Origin of the sequence: Aeromonas sp. S18(2024) (genome assembly GCF_041402525.1) — a bacterium.
Taxonomy (GTDB): Bacteria; Pseudomonadota; Gammaproteobacteria; order Enterobacterales; family Aeromonadaceae; genus Aeromonas; species Aeromonas enteropelogenes.
In genome coordinates, this window is record NZ_JBGLQV010000014.1 from 72,824 (window position 1) to 90,134 (window position 17,311).

Sequence of the window (17,311 nt, forward strand, 5' to 3'; positions counted from 1 at the left end):
AGCCAACTCCCCCGGAAAAAAAGTGACTGACAGGGAGTCAGGATCCCAGAGGTTCCATTCCCGCCTTATTGGTAGGGACATTTTGTCCCACCTCGTTAGTCAAAATGTCCCGACCCTTGTCATGGTCTTGTGGCAACGCCGCTACGAGTGAAGCGGTGTCATCCGCCTCCTCACCCGGCGTGGTTGGCGAGGGTTCAGTCTGGTCGGCATCTTGCTCAGAGGCAGGGGCCACTAGCCAGTTGCGCAGCCCCGCAGTCAGGGCGGCAGGCAGCAGCTCGGGCTGGCTGAAATCCTGGGTGTAGTCATCGAGGCCATCGGGCTGATGGCTGCGAAACATGGCGCGCAGCGCCTCCCTGTCCGGCAAGGCGGGTTTGTCCGATACGGCGGTGGAAGGCGCGGCGGCGGGATCGGAACCGGCGCAAGGGGCACTCCCCTTGTCAGTGCTTACTTCAGCTGGAGGTGGCGTATTTTCTAATGCGCTCGGTTCGACAAGGTCGGATTGGGACGCAGATACACCTTCCATATCGAGCGGCTGCGGCTGTTCATTTGCAGCCTGTTGCGTCTCCCGTTTGCGGGCCGACCAGCGCTTGAAAAACTCACTCATGGGAGCGGCTTCCGACGTCGCTGCCATGCTCGCGGCCATCGGGGCCGGTGGCCTTGACGGCGCCGCAGTTGCCCTGAGGCGCGCCATCGACCCCCAGCTGATCCTGAGCTCGTCCCTTGCCCTTCTTGCCTTTGCGACGGGCCTCCAGCAGCTCGCCGTGGCGGCCGATAAAGGCCTCGGTCCAGGCCTGCAGCGCCTCCGGCAGCGGGCAAGAGAGCACCTGGCGCTCGCCGTCCATATAGGCGGCGGCCACAGTCTGACTCAGCGTGAGCCCATCGGCGACAAAGTCATTATCGACGCGGGTTCCAGTGACAAAGAGGCGCGGCGCGCCGGAGCTCAGGTTGAAGCGATAATCCCCCCGCTCGTCGCGAAACAGGGTGAGGGGCAAGGCACCAGCGGCCTCGGGCTCGGCGGGGTGGAGCGCCGCAATCTCGAAACGGCGGCTCTGCCAGCGGCCAACCTGGCTGTCGATGGCCTGCAATTCGACCCGCAGCCAGCGCTGGTGGGACAAGGTATTGGTTGTGTCTTGCACGGTAACGACTCCCATCAGAAGATCTCTACCGGGCCGCCCTCCCCCCTTGTTTCCCCCTTGCTTGGGGCAATCACAGCGGGCAGATCAGGGCGGCCACGGCCTTAATGGGAGAAAACATAGCAAGAGTGGGGCCAAGGCGAGTTTGGTGGTTGATTGGGGCTTTGATGCTGGTTAGACGTCGTGCAGGACGTAGGTTGGCGCGGGCGTAGGTTGGTGCTAAGCGCAGCGAAGCCCAACATGCGGCGTAAAACCAATCCGCCAGTGCTTGTTCGAGGGAATGGCAATAATCAAATAAGGCCGAATTATCCGATTATTGCCTTTGGAAATTGCTCGCGGTAAACGTTGGGCTTCACTTCGTTCAGCACCAACCTACGATTTCGCCCAACATACGAAATACGATCAAATAAAATAGACGAGATAACATATTGAAACCAAACTAACAGAAACTTATTGTTCACATAGTGTAAATATAAACCCTGTTTCTTTGACCTTGTATGCGATGATATTTTTATCATGCAAAAACTCCATACCAATAGTTACAGTTTCACTATTCCTTTTACTTGGGTCGGACTCCAAAATATGCTCTATATTTGCTTTTATAAATTCAAAATATTGATTGAACATAAATATAACTTTATCTGAATTAAACACAGCATGAAGTGGAGCTCCATTAGCTGTCACCCCCATACCAGGACAAAGGTATTCAGTACCATCACTAACAGTCACGTTTACATTGTAGTGCTTTTTACGTAAAGTTTTGTAGTCTGATATTGTTAGAGGTGTGACATTACTATTTATTTTAAAAATAGCTAATTGATTAGGCCAATTGTCATGCATAATCTGTATAAGGCTCAAGTCACACCATGAACTATGGTCAAAAACACCTAATATATGAGCTTCATGAGCAGAGAAATGAATAAATAGAAGTTCTCCAGTTCTGGTTACAAAACCATCTCTCTCCACACCTAGGCTCAGATGAAAGTGCTGAATTCCCCAATGAGATAACATGTCATCATCGTAGTGCAGATTTTTTAGCTTTCTACTTTGATATTTCTTGAGACACTCACCAACTTTTATCGATTCAATAATACCTTCGTATGCAATTTTGTGCTCCTTAGGGATAGACAGTTCCTTTGATTCAAATACTAAGCGAGCTCTTTTTTCAATAATTCTACATTTGTAACGCTGATACAAATAGATAGGGTCGTACGTCTCTGGCGAATACAATCCAAACTCTGCTTGGAGTCTCTGGTGACAATATTCGCTGTAATCATCAAGTATTTCGTTAAAAACTTCCATACCAATCCTTCCCACTGCTACAGGTTGATTCAATATCCAAATTCTACATTATGGAGCTAACTTTGTATTATCAGATAATGAAAAGGTTGAAGCATCTATACTTCGACAGATTGCTGCAATCATACTTAATAGTTTAGCCTCACTGTTTTTTGACCATCCATTACCAAAGTGTATAGTGATATGAACTGATGTTACAGGCTCACCACTAATAAAAGCCTCTACAGAGAATTCATCAGATATCCAAACACCCTCTATTGCATTGGGGAAGTATTGAGTTACTTTTGTAGAAATCAACTCTTTACTTCCAAGGGGCATGACGTCTTCAACCTCTGAAAGATTTGCTATTGAATTATTACACGGTTTTATTAAAACAAGATCAAAGCTCATATTTTATGCCTAACAGTTTTAATTGAAGATCATAACGCTATTAGAATTTAAAATTAATTTTTTAAGTCGAGTCTAACCCTATCGATTTTATATGAAAAGAATGTCTACTTACTTTTTCAGAGAAATGACGATTTGCACACATAAACTCTCATCTCCGAAATATGCACATGTTTATATCATCTCAATTCACCTGCATTAACTTGGAACAAAACTTGCTATATCCCTCTCCTTAGATCCCGGCAACCGGTCACGAGGGCCCCATGACACCGACCTTTATCAAAAGCAATGCTGCCGCCCAGCTCACCATGGCCGTCGAGGTGATGAATGAGCAGGGGGAGTTGCAGACCCAGCAGATCGCCTGTGAGCGCCCACTCACCGTCTATCTCAACTGGAAGGAGATAGTGACCCTGATGACGCTGGGGGCCCGCCCCGAAGCGCTGGTGCTGGGCTATCTCAAGAACCAGGGCTTTATCGAGGATATTTCGGCCATCGAATCGGTCATTGTCGACTGGGATAGCGAGGCCGCCGCTGTGGTCAGCAGCCAGCAGGCCGAGGATCTGGACAAGTCTCTCGAGAAGAAGACGGTCACCTCGGGCTGCGGCCAGGGCACCATGTATGGCAGCGTGATGAAAAAACTCGAAGGGGTAGTGCTGCCCGCCCCCGAGCTCAAACAGAGCACCCTCTACGCGCTGCTCAAGGCGCTCTCCGCCCATAACGAAACCTACAAGATGGCTGGCGCCGTGCACGGCTGCGCCCTCTGCCGCGGAGCCGAGATCCTCTCCTTTGTCGAGGACGTGGGCCGCCACAATGCAGTGGATACCCTGGCCGGGGAGCTCTGGATGTCAGGCGATAGCGGCGCCGACAAGATCTTCTACACCACGGGGCGGCTCACCTCCGAGATGGTGATCAAGGTGGCGCAGATGGGCATTCCTGTGCTGCTGTCACGCTCCGGCGTCACCCAGATGGGGCTGGATCTCGCCCGCCAGCTCGGCATCACCATGATTGCCCGCGCCAAGGGGCGCCACTTCCAGGTCTTTACCGGCCAGCAGCATCTGGTGCTGGATGACAAACCGCCGGTGCTGCCCCAGGGGCCGTCCGGCCGTGGCCAGCGAGATTGAGCCCGGCTGACCATGAGCGACATCCTCTTTTCTACCCGCCATGAACAGGCTGATGGACTGAACCATGAATGAGTTTATGAACGTCAAGCAGGTGGCCGAATACCTCGATCTCAACGAGAAGAAGGTCTATCAGCTGGCCAACGAGGCGCGCATCCCCGCCACCAAGGCCACCGGCAAGTGGCTGTTTCCGCGATCCCTGCTGGATCGCTGGCTGCTCGGCAGCTGCCATGAGGGGGTGATGAACGACCGGCTGCTGCTGGCAGGCTCGGACGACGTGCTGCTGCACTACGCCAGCAGCCGGCTGGCCCAGCAGCTTGGCACCCAGGCGCTGGTGGGGTACACCCCCTGCGGCACTCGCCAGGGGCTGGCGATGCTGGCCCGCGGCCATGTGGATCTGTGCGCCATCCACTGGGGTCAGGCCGAAGAAGCCCACCTGCGCCACCCGGCGCTGGTGCAGCAGTATCAGGGCCATCGCCAATGGGTGATCGTTCATGGATTTCGCCGCGCCCAGGGGCTGGTACTGCGACGCGGAGCCAGACCGAGGGAGGCCAGAGAAACCCTGGAGTGGCGCTGGGCACTGCGTCAGGAGGGGGCCGGCAGCCAGCGGGCCCTGTTTGAGTGGCTGCAAACCCAGGGGGAGTCCCTGACCCGGATCGAAAGCACGGTGCAGGTCAACAGCGAGCGGGAGCTGGCAGCCGCCATCAGTCGCGGCGATGCCGACGTGGGGCCGGGGGCCCAGAGCACGGCGACCGAGTTTGGCCTCGAGTTTATGCCGCTCTCCCAGGAGTGTTTCGATCTGGTGATGCCGCAGGGGGTCTTCTTTCGCAACCTGTTGCAACAACTCATCGGCTGGCTGCAATCCCCCGAGGGGCGCGAGCTGGCCTCCCGCCTTGGCGGCTACGATCTGACCCAGACTGGCAAGCTGGTGTGGAGCCCGCAATAGGGCCATCCGCTTTCGTCATCCCTTGCCACCACCATGAAAACGGGCCTGCCAATCTGGCAGGCCCGTCTGTTTGATGGAGTGAAAGGTGTTTACCATTCCTTTGGCCCTTCCCTTGGCCCGCCTTCTGGTGAACCTGCCTGCCCTGCCGCCGGCTCGTCCCCTGCGATATCGGGCTCACGCCCTTCCGCTCCCAGCGCGATGCGCCACCCCTCCAGCTGGGCCGGTTCGCGGCCGGCGGGCAGCAGGGCATGGCTATGCAGGCGGATGGTAAAGCAGCTCCCCTCACCCGGGGTGGAGTCCACCAACAGCTCCCCGCCCCAGCGGCTGATGATGCGGTGGCTCAGGGCGAGCCCGAGGCCCGTACCGGTGGCGCGGGTGGTGAAGAAGGGGTCGAAGATCTTGTCCATGATGGCCGCCTCGATACCGCTGCCGTTGTCGATGACCCGCACCTCGGCCCCCAGCAGCTGGCCCGTTTCACTGTGCCAGTCGCGGCTCTCTACCCGGATCTGGCCCCGCTCACCCAGGGCGTGGCTGGCGTTGACCAGCAGGTTTATCAACACCTGCAGCAGCTGCTGGCGATCCGCCTCTATGGGTTGCTGGGCCTGAAGATCGGCCACCAGCTCCACCTGTTGCTGGCGCAGGGCGGAGCGCACCAGGGTCAGGCTCTCCTCGATGATGGGATTGAGGTGCTGCCACACCGGCGCCGTCTCGTAATCGCCGGGGCGGGAGTATTGCAACAGGCTGCGGGTGATGGCGCGAATGCGCTCGATCTGGGTCAGCACCAGGGCCAGCTCCTCGCTGACGGGCTCGGCCGCCTCCCCCAACTCCAGCTTCATCAACTCCACGTTGCCGAGGATCACCGCGAGCGGGTTGTTGATCTCGTGGGCCACCCCGGCGCACAACTCGCCGAGAGCCGCCAGTTTCTCGCTGATAAGCAGCTGCTGGCGCGCCTGGGTCAGCATATGGATGTGCTCCTCCAGCTCAGCAGTCTTCTGCTCGAGGCTTCGGGTGCGCTCGGCCACCTTCTGCTCCAGCTCGTCGGCACTGCGGGCCATCTGCTGCTGATGGGCCTCCTGGCGGTCCAGCATGGCGTCAAACTGGCGTCCCAGCTGGGCCAGCTCGTGATCGGGATCGAGCGCCAGCGGCCCCACCCGGGCCGACTTGCCATATTGCACCTGACGCACCACCCGGTGCATCCGCTCGATGGGGGTGAACAGATCCCGCGCGCCGCGATAGACCAACAGGCCCGAGATTAGCAGCAGCAACACCACGCCGGAGCCAAGCTCCAGCAGGTTGGTCAAGTAGGTGCGGATGAAGGGCCACTCGAGAAAGCCGACATAGAGCATGCCGATCCGCTCGCCATTGGCCCCCAGCAGCGGCTCATAGCCAGAGACATACCAGGCGTCGTGCACGAAGGCGCGATCGATCCACACCTCCCCCCGCTCCAATACCTGTTCGCGCACCGGGGCCGAGACCCGGGTGCCGAGCGCCCGCCCTATCTGGCGACTGCTGCTGGCGGGCACATTGGTGCTGACCCGCAGATCGCCGAGAAACAGGGTAACCGTGCCTATGCTCCCCTCCGGCAGAGTATTTTTGGCAAACACCTGGCTCTTGAGCTCGTCCACCAGCCGGGTGCTGCCGTTGATAAGCTCGCCCCCCTCCAGCACGGCCCAGAGCGAGCCGTCCCGCGCCATCACGGGCGTCAGGGTCAGGCTGACCAGCCCCCGGGTCTCCTGGCCGTTGGCGGCGCTGTACTCCCTGTCCAGCACGGCGCGGCTGGCCAGGGCCGGCGAGTGGGCCAGCAACTGCTCCCGCGACCAGACCACGAAGTGGCTGATGCTGCGCCCTGTGCTCAGGGTGGCCCGCTGTTTCGGGGCCAGCTGATCCAGCTCGGTTCCCGTGCGCAGGTGCAGAAAATCGAGGTCGTAGTTGGCCGCCAGCGGCATCACCCAGGATTGCAGCTCTGCCGGGTTCTGGCGCAGCTTGGTCTGGAAAGTCCAGGCATCGCGCAGGTGCTCCAGGTGCTCGGCCTGGCGCTGTTGCTGCACGCGCACCGCATGATGGGCCACCCCGAGATCGCCGCGCACATTGGTGAGCAGGTTCTGCCAGCTGTAGGTGAGAGTCCAGTAGAGGGTGAGCCCCATCAGGCCCACCAGGGTAAGCATGATGGGCACCGAGGTAAGCAGCAGCAGGCGCCAGCGCACCTTGGTACGCAGCCAGCGCGGGAGTCGGGACCACCTCATGGCAGCCACCAGCGGCTCTTGGGGATCATTCGATGGCCCACTCCTTGAACTTGCGCTCCAGGGTCTTGCGCGCCACCCCCAGTACCCGGGAAGCGGCCGACTTGTTGCCATCAAAGCTTGCCACCACCTGCAGGATGTGGGCTTTTTCCACCTCAGCCAGCGGCCACTCCAGCGGATACCCCTCTTCCCCCTTGCCGGCGGCACTGTCAGGCTGGCTGCTGCGCCAATACTCGGCGGGAGGCTTGCCCAGCAACAGGCAGCGTTCGATGAGGTTGCGCAGCTCGCGCACGTTGCCGGGCCAGGGATAAGCCTGCATGGCCACCACATCCTCGTGGGTCCAGTTCAGCGACCCCATCCCCATCTCGGCGGTGAGCTGGCGAGTGAAGTGGTGTACCAGGGCCGGGATGTCGTCGATCCGCTCGCGCAGGGGCGCCACCTGCAGGGCGACCACGTTGAGGCGGTAGAAGAGATCCTCGCGAAACCGCCCGGCATCCACCTCTGTCTTGAGGTTGCGGTTGGTGGCGGCCACGATGCGCACATCCACCGCGAGTTCCCGCTCGGCGCCGACCGGACGGATGGCCTTCTGCTCCAGCGCCCGCAGCAGGGAAGCCTGCATGGCGAGCGGCATCTCGCCGATTTCATCGAGAAAGAGGGTGCCCTGATGGGCAACCCTAAACAGGCCGTCGCGCCCCTTGCGGGCACCGGTGAAGGCCCCCTGCACATGGCCAAACAGCTCGCTTTCGAGCAACTCGGGGGCGATGGCGGCACAGTTGAGAGGCACGAAGGCCCCCATGCGGCCGGATAGCTGGTGCAGGGCCCGGGCCACCAGCTCCTTGCCAGTGCCGGACTCCCCCTCCACCAGCACGGCGGCGTTGGAGGGGGCCACTCTGGCAATGAGCGTCTTGAGCTCGCAGGTTTTGGCGCTGTCACCGATCAGGGTGGGGGGAAAGAGCTTGCTCACCTCCCGGCGCAGCAGCAGATTTTCCCGCTCCATCTGGCGGCGCTCGATCACCCGGTCCACCGCCTGGATCATCTGTTCCAGATTGAACGGCTTGAGGATGAAATCGCTGGCACCGAGACGCAGCGCCTTGAGGGCGGTCTCCATGTCGCCAAAGCCGGTCATGAAGATGATGTCGCTGCGGCGGGTACCGGGATCGACCGCCTCGTGCCACTCGATGCCGGAGCGGCCCGGCAATCGGATATCGGCGATGATGAGATCGAAATGGAGGCGGCTGCGCAGGGCTTCGGCCTCTTCCACGCTGGCGGCCGTCTCGATTTGGGCGAAGCGCTTGGCCAGTGCCTTGGCCAGAAAGCTGCGCATGCCGGGTTCATCGTCCACGATGAGCAGGGAGAGGGCGGACCAGCGGTTGAGCGGGGCTGTCATGAAAAAAATTCCTCAGATGCACTCAAGGTCGGAGAATGTCCCGATAGTCGGAACGCGAGTGAGACATTTTGTCCTACCCGGAACGAAGCACCAATACCAATTAGTAAATAACGCCCGTCAGATAATCTGAAAAGATACAATAAACTGCTGTTTTCACTCAGCAAAAGATGAAAAAAGGGGGGCATGGAACATGTTTGGCACCCTGTTTGCTAGTCAGAGGCCACCCATTCACCCGAACGAGTTGCATCACCATGACCCTGAATGCCAATTTGAAACGCGCCGCACTCTCCCTGTGCGCCGCCCTGCTGCTGACTACGGCCGCCCAGGCCGAGAGCCCGAAACCGCCGGTTCGCCTCGCCACCACCACCAGCACCGAACAGTCCGGCCTGCTGGGCTGGCTGCTGCCCAAATTCACTGCCGAGACCGGCTACCCGGTGCAAGTGATGGCCGCCGGTACCGGCCAGAGCCTGAAGATGGGGGAAAACGGCGACGCCGACCTGGTGATGACCCACGCCCCTTCCGCCGAGAAGGCCTTCGTCGATGCCGGTTTTGGCATCAATCCAACCCCTTTGATGTACAACGACTTCGTCATCGTGGGTCCGGTCAAGGATCCGGCGGGTCTGGGTCAGATCAAGGATGCCGCCAAGGGACTGCAGGCCATCAAGGAGAAGGGCCAGACCTTCATCTCCCGCGGTGACGAGTCCGGCACCCACATCAAGGAGAAGACCCTGTGGCAGGCCGCTGACGTCAAACCCGAGTTTGCCGGTTACAAATCCATCGGCCAGGGCATGGGCCCGACCCTCACCATGGCCTCCGAGCTTGGCGCCTACACCCTGACCGACCGCGGTACCTGGCTCGCCTACCAGAGCAAGCTGGATCTCGCCGTGCTGCTGGAAGGGGACAAGCGTCTGTTCAACCCCTACCAGGTGATCCTGGTCAACCCGACCCGTTATCCCGACCTCAACACCGACGGCGCCCGCGCCCTGCAAAACTGGCTGGTCTCCGACCATGGCCAGAAGCTGATCGGTGACTTCAAGGTGGCCGGTCAGGCCCTGTTCGTGGCCGATGCCAACGGGAAGTGATGACCTCCCTGTGTGATATGAGGGGGGCTCTGCCCCCCTGTCGGGGAGCGCGCTGATGCCGACGCTCCTCGACACGACTCTGGCGGCCCTCGCCCTGTTGTTCAGCGGTGATAGCGAACTGTGGCAGGTGGTGGGGGTCTCGTTTTCCGTCTCCGGGCTCGCCCTGCTGCTGGTGCTGCTGCCGGCCCTGCTGCTGGGCTTCGCCCTGGCCTACCTGCCGCTGCCCGGCCGCTGGCTCTGGCTCTCCTGCATCAATACCCTGCAATCGGTACCGACCGTGGTGATTGGCCTGTTGCTTTACATGCTGCTGTCGCGGGCCGGCCCCTTCGGCGACTGGAAGATGCTGTTCACCCAGCAGGCGATGGTAGTGGGCCAGATGCTGATCGCCTTCCCCGTCATCGCCACCATGGCCCACGCCGCCTTTATCCAGAGCGATCGCCGCGCCTGGGAAACCGCCCTCACCCTGGGGGTCTCCTGGCCCAAGGCACTGCTCGGCCTGATGCACGAGTGCCGCTTTGGCCTGCTGGCGGCGGTGATCGGCGCCTTCAGCCGCATCGTCACCGAAGTGGGCTGCTCCATGATGGTGGGGGGCAATATTCTCCACTTTACCCGCAACATCCCCACCGCCATCGCGCTGGAGACCCAGAAGGGCGCCTTTACCCAGGGGGTGGCGCTCGGCATAGTACTGCTCAGTCTGGCGCTGTTGCTCAACCTGCTGCTGACCGCCTGCCGCGGCCACAGCTATCTGAAGAATTGAGAAAGAGGATCCCCTTGTTGCTGACCGCTGACGGAGCCCGCCCATGGCCCTGACCGCCCATCACCTTTCCATGTGCTTTGGCGAACGCCAGCTGTTCGAGATCGAGCGGCTCACCATCGCCCGCGGGGACACCATCTGGCTGCACGGCGCCAACGGCGTGGGCAAGACCACCTTGCTCAAGATCCTGGCCGGCCTGCTGCGCCCCACCCGGGGCCACACCAACCTGCCCGGCCGCTGGCAGCGCCGGCTCAACCAGCTGCTCAAGCGGGACGTGGGCCCCGGCCGGGTCACCTATCTGCACCAGACCCCCTACATGTTCGATCGCAGCGTGCACGACAACATCGCATGGGCGCTTGGCAAGCAGGCGGAGAGCGAGATCCGGGTGTTCGAGGCGCTGCGCCGGGTCGAGCTGGAAGGGCTGGCCCGTGAGCACATCAGCATCCTCTCCGGCGGCGAGCGCCAGCGTCTGGCCATGGCCCGGGCCTGGGCGCTGCAGCCTGCCTTTTTGCTGATGGATGAACCCACCGCCAACCTGGACACACATTCGGTTGCCCTGATGGCCGCATTGGCGCAAGATCTGCGGGAACATGGCTGCGGCCTGGTGGTCATCAGCCACCAGAGCAACGCCCTGACCGATCTGTGCGAGCGAGAGTGGACTCTCGCTCGCGGTCAACTGCAAGAGACCACCCCTTTAAAAATCATCGAGCGACATGACTTCAAGAAGCGAACCCCACTCTGACCCCTTCCCCGTTTCGGCCGTGATCCTGGCCGGTGGCCGCGCCACCCGCATGGGGGGCGAAGACAAGGGATGGGTCCAGCTGGCGGGCCGTCCCCTCATCGACCACGTGTTGTGCCGGCTGCGCCCCCAGGTCGACGAGATCCTGATCAACGCCAACCGCAACCAGCCCCGCTATCAGGCGCTGGCCCCCGTCATCAGCGATGACAACGACGACTATCTGGGCCCGCTGGCGGGCATGCAGGTGGGCCTCGCCGCCGCCCGTCACGACTGGGTGCTGTTCGTCCCCTGCGATGGCCCCGCCCTGCCCCTTGATCTGATGAGCCGCTTTCGCGCCGCCCTCACCCCGACCACCGAACTGGTGGTGGCCCATGACGGCGACTGGCTGCAACCTGTGGTGGCGCTGCTGCACAAATCCCTGCTCCCCTCCCTCAGCCAGGCCCTGGCCGAGGGGGAGCGCAAGATAGATATCTGGTTCGCTCGCCACCAGATGGCGGTGGTGAGCTTTGCCGATCAGCCGGATGCCTTCATCAACCTCAACAGCCCGGCCGAACTGGCCGCCTACGAGACGCGCCTGCTAACCCCGGCCACCGAATCCCAACAAGGAGCCGCCCAATGACCCCAGCCCCAACCCTCCCCCTGCTTGGCTTCGCCGCCTGGAGCGGGACCGGCAAGACCACCTTGCTGGAACAGCTGATCCCCCTGCTGGTGGCACGGGGCCTGCGCCTCGGGGTGCTCAAGCACGCCCACCACGACTTCGATATCGATCAGCCGGGCAAGGACAGCTATCGCCTGCGCAAGGCAGGGGCCAACCAGATGATGGTCGCCTCCCGCCGCCGCCATGCACGCATTATTGAGACCGAGCTGGCAGAGGCCGATTTTCGCGAGCTACTGGCCAGTTTCGACCAGACCAGCCTCGATCTGTTGCTGGTGGAAGGGTTCAAACACGAGCATTTCCCCAAGATAGAGCTGCACCGGGCTGCGATCGGCAAGCCCCTGCTGTTCCCCGACGACAGGGACATCATCGCCGTGGCAAGCGATCAGCCGACAGACACCCCCCTGCCCAGGCTCGACATCAATGATCTCGATGCCATCGCCGACTTCGTCTGCGACTACCTGGCAGGCTGCCAGACCAGGGAGCAGAGTGCCGGCAACGGCTTCCTGTCAGTCGAGGCCGCCCGCGACACCATACTGGCGGCCCTGACGCCGAGCAGTGGCTGCACCCTCACGCCGCTGGCGCAGTGCCACGGTGCCGTGCTGGCCACCGATCTGGTGAGCCCCATCAATGTGCCGCCCCACGCCAACTCGGCGATGGACGGGGTGGGGCTGCGCAGTGACGATCTCGCCGCCGGCCGCTGGCAACTGGTGGGGGAAGTGCTGGCAGGCCAGCAGCGCCACGAGCCGGTGCTGGCGGGTCAGGCGGTGCAGATCATGACGGGCGCCCCCGTGCCTCCCGGAGTCGACACCGTGGTGATGCGCGAAGAGACGGTGATGGCCGATGGCTGGGTCACCATTCAGGCCCCCATCAAGGCGGGGCAGAACGTACGCCAGGCCGGAGAGGATCTGGCCAAAGGGGCCGTCGCCATCCCGGCCGGTACCCGCCTCGGCGCCCCCCAGCTCGGGCTCGCGGCCTCCCTGGGTCAGGCAGCCCTGCCGGTACGCACGCCCCTCAAGGTCGCCCTGTTCAGTACCGGGGACGAGGTGCAGGCCCCGGGCGAAACGCTCGCTCCCGGCCACATCTTTGACAGCAACCGCTTCACCCTGATGGCGCTCATTCGCGGCGCCGGCTGTGAGGTGATGGATCTTGGCATCATCCCCGATGATCAGGCCGTGCTGCGCCAGCGCCTCGCCGAGGCGGCCGCCAGCGCCGATCTGGTGCTGAGCTCGGGGGGCGTCTCGGTGGGCAACGCCGACTACATCAAGGGGGTGCTGGCAGAGCTCGGCCACATTGATTTTTGGCGCATCCAGATGCGCCCCGGCCGCCCGCTGGCCTTTGGCAAGCTGGGGGATACCCCCTTCTTCGGCCTGCCGGGCAACCCGGTAGCCGCCATGATCTGCTTCCTGCAGTTTGTCGAGCCCGCCATCGCCCGCCTGCAGGGGCGCAGCTGGCAACCGCTGCGCCTGTCGGCCCTGGCGAGCGAGCGGATGAAAAGCCGCCCGGGGCGTACCGAGTTCCTGCGCGGCGTCTTCCATCAGGATGGCAACGGAGAGCTTCGGGTGCGCACCACAGGGCCCCAGGGCTCAGGCATCCTGAGCTCCATGAGCGATGCCAACTGCCTCATCGAAATCGTGCCTTCCCAACCCGGGATTGCCATCGGGGAACGGGTCTGGATCCACCCGCTCCAGGGCCGACTGGCCTGAACAATTGCGGGGCCCGCAGCAGGGAGGAGCCGGGCCCCGCCACCAACCTGATACGAGACTGACAGTGCGTCTTGATACTCCCCTCTCCCGCCTCGACATCCTGGTCTATGGCCACTATCGCATCGTCCACGGCCTGCGCATCGCGCTCGCCTTCATGCTCACCTTCCTGCTGACCCGCGAGCTGGAACTGCCCGAAAGCACCTGGCCCCTCATCACCCTGGTGGTGGTGATGGGACCCATCTCCTTTTGGGGCAATGTACTGGCCCGCGCCCTGCAGCGGGTTATCGGCACCATCTTCGGCGCCAGCTGCGGGGTGGTGGCGCTCTATCTGGAGATCTACTCCCTGCCGCTGACCCTGGCCTGGTGCGGCGCCATCATGTTCCTGTGTGGCTTTCTGGCGCTGGGCAAGCGCCCCTATGTGGGACTGCTCATCGGCATCACCCTGGCGGTTACCATCGGGGCCCAGCCGGGGGAGATCCAGACCGCCCTGTGGCGCAGTGGCGATGTGGTGCTCGGCTCCCTGCTGGCGCTGCTGTTTTGCAGCATCTACCCCCAGCGCGCCTACAGCCACTGGCGGCTGCAGATGCACCAGATCCTGCAGCAATCCGGTCGCCTCTATCACACCCACCTCTCCCCCAACGTGCTGGAGCGACCCAGGCTCAAGCAGAGTCACTCCAAGCTGCTGGCCACCATGGTCGGGCTGCGCCCCCTGCTGGCTCCGGCGGCCAAGGAGACCCGCCTCGGTGCCCCGCTGTTCGAGGCGGTGCAGACCAGCATGCGCAACCTGCTCTGCACCCTGGAGATGCTGGCCAACACCTACTGGAACGATCGCCAGAGCCACTTTCTGATGCAGAGCACGGCCCAGCTGCAGACCTGTCACCAGGCCACCGAGGAGGTGCTCCACCAGCTCTCCCTGATGGTGAAAAGCGGCGATGGCCGCGGCGCCGAGGCCGCCATCGCCCGGTTGCACCAGGTGGCTCGCGAGATAGCCCTGCCCGCCAACGACGAAGCAGCCATCAATGGCTACCTCTGGCTCAATGTCCAGCTGACCGAACAGCTCACCCATCTGCGCCGCCTGTTGGGGCTGATCCTCACCCCGCCCCACCGCAAGCAAACCCGCTAGTCACCATGCAAAACGCCCCGCAACAGCGGGGCGTTTTTTGTCGGGCCAGGTGCCCGCTTGTCGGCTCGCGCCGGGATCAGGCGGCGGCTTTCTGGGCGGCGCTCATCTTCTCCAGCTCGGCCTGGTTCAGGGTCGACACCAGGCGGCCATCGAAGTAGATATCCAACTGCTCGCCGCGCTTTTCACCGCGCATCATGCTGCTGCGACCATCCAGATAGTGCACCTCCATCTGGGCGGTGGTCTCGTCCAGATAGCTTATCTCCACCTCGCTCACCCCTTGCGGCAGCATGGCCAGCGGCACCGTCTTGAGGGAGGAGTCCAGATGCTGGTTCACCTTGATCACCGCATCCAGCTTCTGATCCACCAGGGCCGGCGACTTGCCGGTGATGGGGTTCTTGCCGGTCCAGAATTCGATGGTGTTGAACACGAACAGATCGGCGGTGGCCGCCAGACCATAGACAGGGGAGAGCAGGATGAAGACGCCGGCACGGCCGTAGCGGTTATCCACCACACTCAGGTTGCCCTTGGTCACCATGCTGGATAGACCCATCTGCCCCATGCAGCCACTCAGCCCCATGGTTGCAATCACTGCCAACAGGGCCATTGCCCGCCCTTTGCGTTGTAACGCCATCTTGTGCTTCTCCTGCTCCGGATTAATGAGGGCGCAAGCCTAATCAAGCCATGACAGGAGGACAATTCTCAATCAGGAGGCGATACAGGAGGCGTTCAGATTGAGGGGCTGACCGATGTTTTTTTGGCCAGCCCTCAATCCGGAAACGGGATCAGATGGCGAGATCCGAGACGGTGCGGGAGACGTTGTTCGCCTCCCGGCGGATCTCGCTCATCACCTGGTTGACCTCGCTGACTTGCTGCTTGCCAAGTTCAGCGCTGTCGGCCACCCCGCTCATCTCGGCGGTGACCCGGCTGGTCAGATCGCGGTTGTTCTGCACCACCTTGGCAATCTCGTCGGTCGAGAGAGAGGTGCGCGCCGCCAACTGGCGAACCTCGTCGGCTACCACGGCAAAGCCTCGCCCCTGATCCCCGGCCCGGGCCGCCTCGATGGCCGCGTTGAGGGCCAGCAGATTGGTCTGATCGGCAATGCTGCTGATGGTGGCGACGATGGCCTCTATGCTGCGCGACTGCTCGTTGAGCCGATTGATGAGCTCTATGCTGTGAGCCAGCTGGCTGGCGATCAGGTTGGAGGTATCGACTACCCCAGAGAGCAGGCTCGCTCCCCGCTCGGCACAGCTCAGGGTCTCGTGCGCCGCATCATGGGCCAGCATGGTGGCCTCGCGCACGGCGTGACTCTTGTTGATCCGCTCCGTGATATCGCTGGCAAACTTGATCACTTTCACCACCTTGCGCCGCTCGTCCAGGATCGGGTTGTAGGTTGCCTCCAGCCACACCTTGTCACCCTGGCTGTTGAGGCGGCAGAAGAGGCCGGACTTGAACTGGCCACGGCCCAGCTCATCCCAGAAATGGGGCTGCTCGCGCAAGAACGCATCGTCGCAGAAGAGGCTGTGATGCTTGCCCTTGAGCTGCGCCAGGGTATAGCCCATGGTGTGCAGGAAGTTGCTGTTGGCAGTCAGCACCTCCCCTTGCGGGGAGAACTCGATGACAGCCATGGAGCGCTCGAGGGCCGACGCCACCGCCTGTTGGCTCTGCAACTTCAGTTGCTGCTCGGTCACGTCACTGGCGATCTTGATCACCCGGGTCACGACACCCCGCAGTTTGACCGGAAAATAGGTCGCCTCCAGCCACACCGGCTCGCCCCGCCGGTTGAGGCGCATAAATACCCCGGAGCGGGTGCGCCCCTGCTTGAGATCAGCCCAGAACTGCTGGTATTCGGTACTTTGGGCATAGTGACTATCGCAAAACATCTTGTGATGCTGACCGACCACTTCTGACTCGGCAAAACCCATCACGTCGAGAAAGAGATCGTTGGCCGCCAGCACAGTGCCGTCCGGCGTGAAGGTGATGGTGGCCACGCTGCCATGCACCGCCTCGAAAAATCCCTGCTGCTCCAGCAGCTGCTCCCGGCACTGCTGCAGCTCGGCTTTCAGTTTGCTATTGAACATCGAAAATTATCCTCCAGACTGGCCCCACCCGGCCAAACCACTCAGTGGATATCGCAATGGATAGAGAAGAGGGTGGCAGTTTGTTCCATCAGCATAGTCGCCCCCTCACCCCGCTACCTTGCCTGCGAGGTCATGCCAACCGTCAGCGCCACGGGAAACAAGGGGGAGCTTGATACCTCATATTGCGGGCGATTGCCACTCCATATAGGCCGGATTGGCAACAAAACCGATCCGCTCGTAGAGAGGACGCCCGGCATCGCTGGCATGCAGCCACACCTTGCCAAGCCCCATTGCCCGGGCATGGGCCGTCATGGCGTCGAGCAGAGCGGTGGCGATCCCCCGCGCTCGCCACGCTGGCAGGGTGTACATGTTGAGCAGATAAGCCTCCCTGCCCGCCAGATTGCCGGGATAGGGCGGGCGCACAAACAGCGCCAGGGTGCCGGCGGCCACTATCTGATGATCGAACTCCGCTACCCAGGAGAGGGCGCTCCCCTCCTCACTGACACGGGTGAAATAATCCAGGGTGGCGTGAAAGAGAGAAGGATCCGCGTCGGGTGAGATGAGCTCCCCCACCTCGCAAAACAGCGCCATGCGCAGCCTCACCAAAGCGGGAATGTCCGCCGCTCTTGCCTGACGAATGTTCATCTCTTTCTCCTTGCCACCC

17 protein-coding genes are annotated in these 17,311 nt (G+C 61.6%); 8 read left to right on the forward strand and 9 right to left on the reverse strand.

Annotated features, from left to right (window positions below; translation table 11 throughout):
• Positions 1-37: 37 nt before the first annotated feature.
• From ACB034_RS18900 to ACB034_RS18915, 4 genes are all read right to left on the reverse strand, one after another.
• Complete coding sequence (locus ACB034_RS18900; protein ID WP_371173485.1) at positions 38-604, reverse strand: DUF3306 domain-containing protein; 567 nt, start codon at positions 602-604, stop codon at positions 38-40.
• Complete coding sequence (locus ACB034_RS18905) at positions 597-1,151, reverse strand: DUF3305 domain-containing protein (protein ID WP_371173486.1); 555 nt, start codon at positions 1,149-1,151, stop codon at positions 597-599. Before ACB034_RS18905 ends, ACB034_RS18900 begins: the two co-directional genes overlap by 8 nt.
• Before the next feature lie 432 nt (positions 1,152-1,583).
• Positions 1,584-2,435: a hypothetical protein gene (locus ACB034_RS18910; protein WP_042072185.1), complete on the reverse strand. Its 852-nt coding sequence runs from the start codon at positions 2,433-2,435 to the stop codon at positions 1,584-1,586.
• A gap of 48 nt (positions 2,436-2,483) precedes the next feature.
• Complete coding sequence (locus tag ACB034_RS18915; RefSeq protein ID WP_225633105.1) at positions 2,484-2,822, reverse strand: hypothetical protein; 339 nt, start codon at positions 2,820-2,822, stop codon at positions 2,484-2,486.
• Between the two features lie 260 nt (positions 2,823-3,082).
• Here ACB034_RS18915 and ACB034_RS18920 point away from each other — a divergent pair, with 260 nt between their 5' ends.
• On the forward strand, positions 3,083-3,940 hold the full coding sequence (locus ACB034_RS18920) for a formate dehydrogenase accessory sulfurtransferase FdhD (protein ID WP_216992807.1): 858 nt from the start codon (positions 3,083-3,085) through the stop codon (positions 3,938-3,940).
• 76 nt (positions 3,941-4,016) lie between these two features.
• Entirely contained in the window at positions 4,017-4,883 is an 867-nt protein-coding gene (locus ACB034_RS18925; RefSeq protein WP_026458090.1) for a helix-turn-helix transcriptional regulator, read from the forward strand.
• An 89-nt stretch (positions 4,884-4,972) separates the two neighbouring features.
• Here ACB034_RS18925 and ACB034_RS18930 read toward each other — a convergent pair whose 3' ends face one another.
• Both ACB034_RS18930 and ACB034_RS18935 read right to left on the reverse strand, forming a co-directional pair.
• A complete protein-coding gene (locus ACB034_RS18930; RefSeq protein WP_371173487.1) occupies positions 4,973-7,126 on the reverse strand; it encodes a cache domain-containing protein in 2,154 nt (717 codons plus the stop codon).
• 25 nt (positions 7,127-7,151) lie between these two features.
• Positions 7,152-8,510: a sigma-54 dependent transcriptional regulator gene (locus ACB034_RS18935; RefSeq protein ID WP_026457779.1), complete on the reverse strand. Its 1,359-nt coding sequence runs from the start codon at positions 8,508-8,510 to the stop codon at positions 7,152-7,154.
• Between the two features lie 251 nt (positions 8,511-8,761).
• Between ACB034_RS18935 and ACB034_RS18940 the strand changes: the two genes are divergently transcribed.
• The 6 genes from ACB034_RS18940 to ACB034_RS18965 all read left to right on the forward strand — a co-directional run bounded on the left by ACB034_RS18940 (position 8,762) and on the right by ACB034_RS18965 (position 14,569).
• A complete protein-coding gene (locus tag ACB034_RS18940; protein WP_026457780.1) occupies positions 8,762-9,592 on the forward strand; it encodes a substrate-binding domain-containing protein in 831 nt (276 codons plus the stop codon).
• Positions 9,593-9,647: 55 nt separating this feature from the next.
• A complete protein-coding gene (locus ACB034_RS18945) occupies positions 9,648-10,349 on the forward strand; it encodes an ABC transporter permease (RefSeq protein WP_042024799.1) in 702 nt (233 codons plus the stop codon).
• A 43-nt stretch (positions 10,350-10,392) separates the two neighbouring features.
• On the forward strand, positions 10,393-11,088 hold the full coding sequence (locus ACB034_RS18950) for an energy-coupling factor ABC transporter ATP-binding protein (RefSeq protein ID WP_026458232.1): 696 nt from the start codon (positions 10,393-10,395) through the stop codon (positions 11,086-11,088).
• Complete coding sequence (gene mobA / locus ACB034_RS18955; protein ID WP_026458233.1) at positions 11,060-11,704, forward strand: molybdenum cofactor guanylyltransferase MobA; 645 nt, start codon at positions 11,060-11,062, stop codon at positions 11,702-11,704. The genes ACB034_RS18950 and mobA overlap by 29 nt, the downstream gene beginning before the upstream one ends.
• Positions 11,701-13,446 (forward strand): bifunctional molybdopterin-guanine dinucleotide biosynthesis adaptor protein MobB/molybdopterin molybdotransferase MoeA, encoded by a 1,746-nt coding sequence (locus ACB034_RS18960; protein ID WP_371173488.1) that lies wholly within the window; start codon positions 11,701-11,703, stop codon positions 13,444-13,446. The genes mobA and ACB034_RS18960 overlap by 4 nt, the downstream gene beginning before the upstream one ends.
• Before the next feature lie 64 nt (positions 13,447-13,510).
• Positions 13,511-14,569, forward strand: coding sequence for an FUSC family protein (locus ACB034_RS18965; protein ID WP_371173489.1), 1,059 nt, complete (start codon positions 13,511-13,513; stop codon positions 14,567-14,569).
• A 76-nt stretch (positions 14,570-14,645) separates the two neighbouring features.
• On the opposite strand, the gene ACB034_RS18970 is transcribed toward ACB034_RS18965, so the two are convergent.
• The 3 genes from ACB034_RS18970 to ACB034_RS18980 form a co-directional block, all read right to left on the reverse strand.
• Complete coding sequence (locus tag ACB034_RS18970; protein ID WP_371173490.1) at positions 14,646-15,200, reverse strand: DUF3332 domain-containing protein; 555 nt, start codon at positions 15,198-15,200, stop codon at positions 14,646-14,648.
• A 151-nt stretch (positions 15,201-15,351) separates the two neighbouring features.
• Positions 15,352-16,647: a methyl-accepting chemotaxis protein gene (locus ACB034_RS18975; protein WP_371173491.1), complete on the reverse strand. Its 1,296-nt coding sequence runs from the start codon at positions 16,645-16,647 to the stop codon at positions 15,352-15,354.
• Between the two features lie 177 nt (positions 16,648-16,824).
• The gene (locus ACB034_RS18980; RefSeq protein ID WP_371173492.1) at positions 16,825-17,292 is read right to left on the reverse strand and encodes a GNAT family N-acetyltransferase; all 468 of its coding nucleotides are present in this window, start codon (positions 17,290-17,292) and stop codon (positions 16,825-16,827) included.
• Positions 17,293-17,311: the final 19 nt, after the last annotated feature.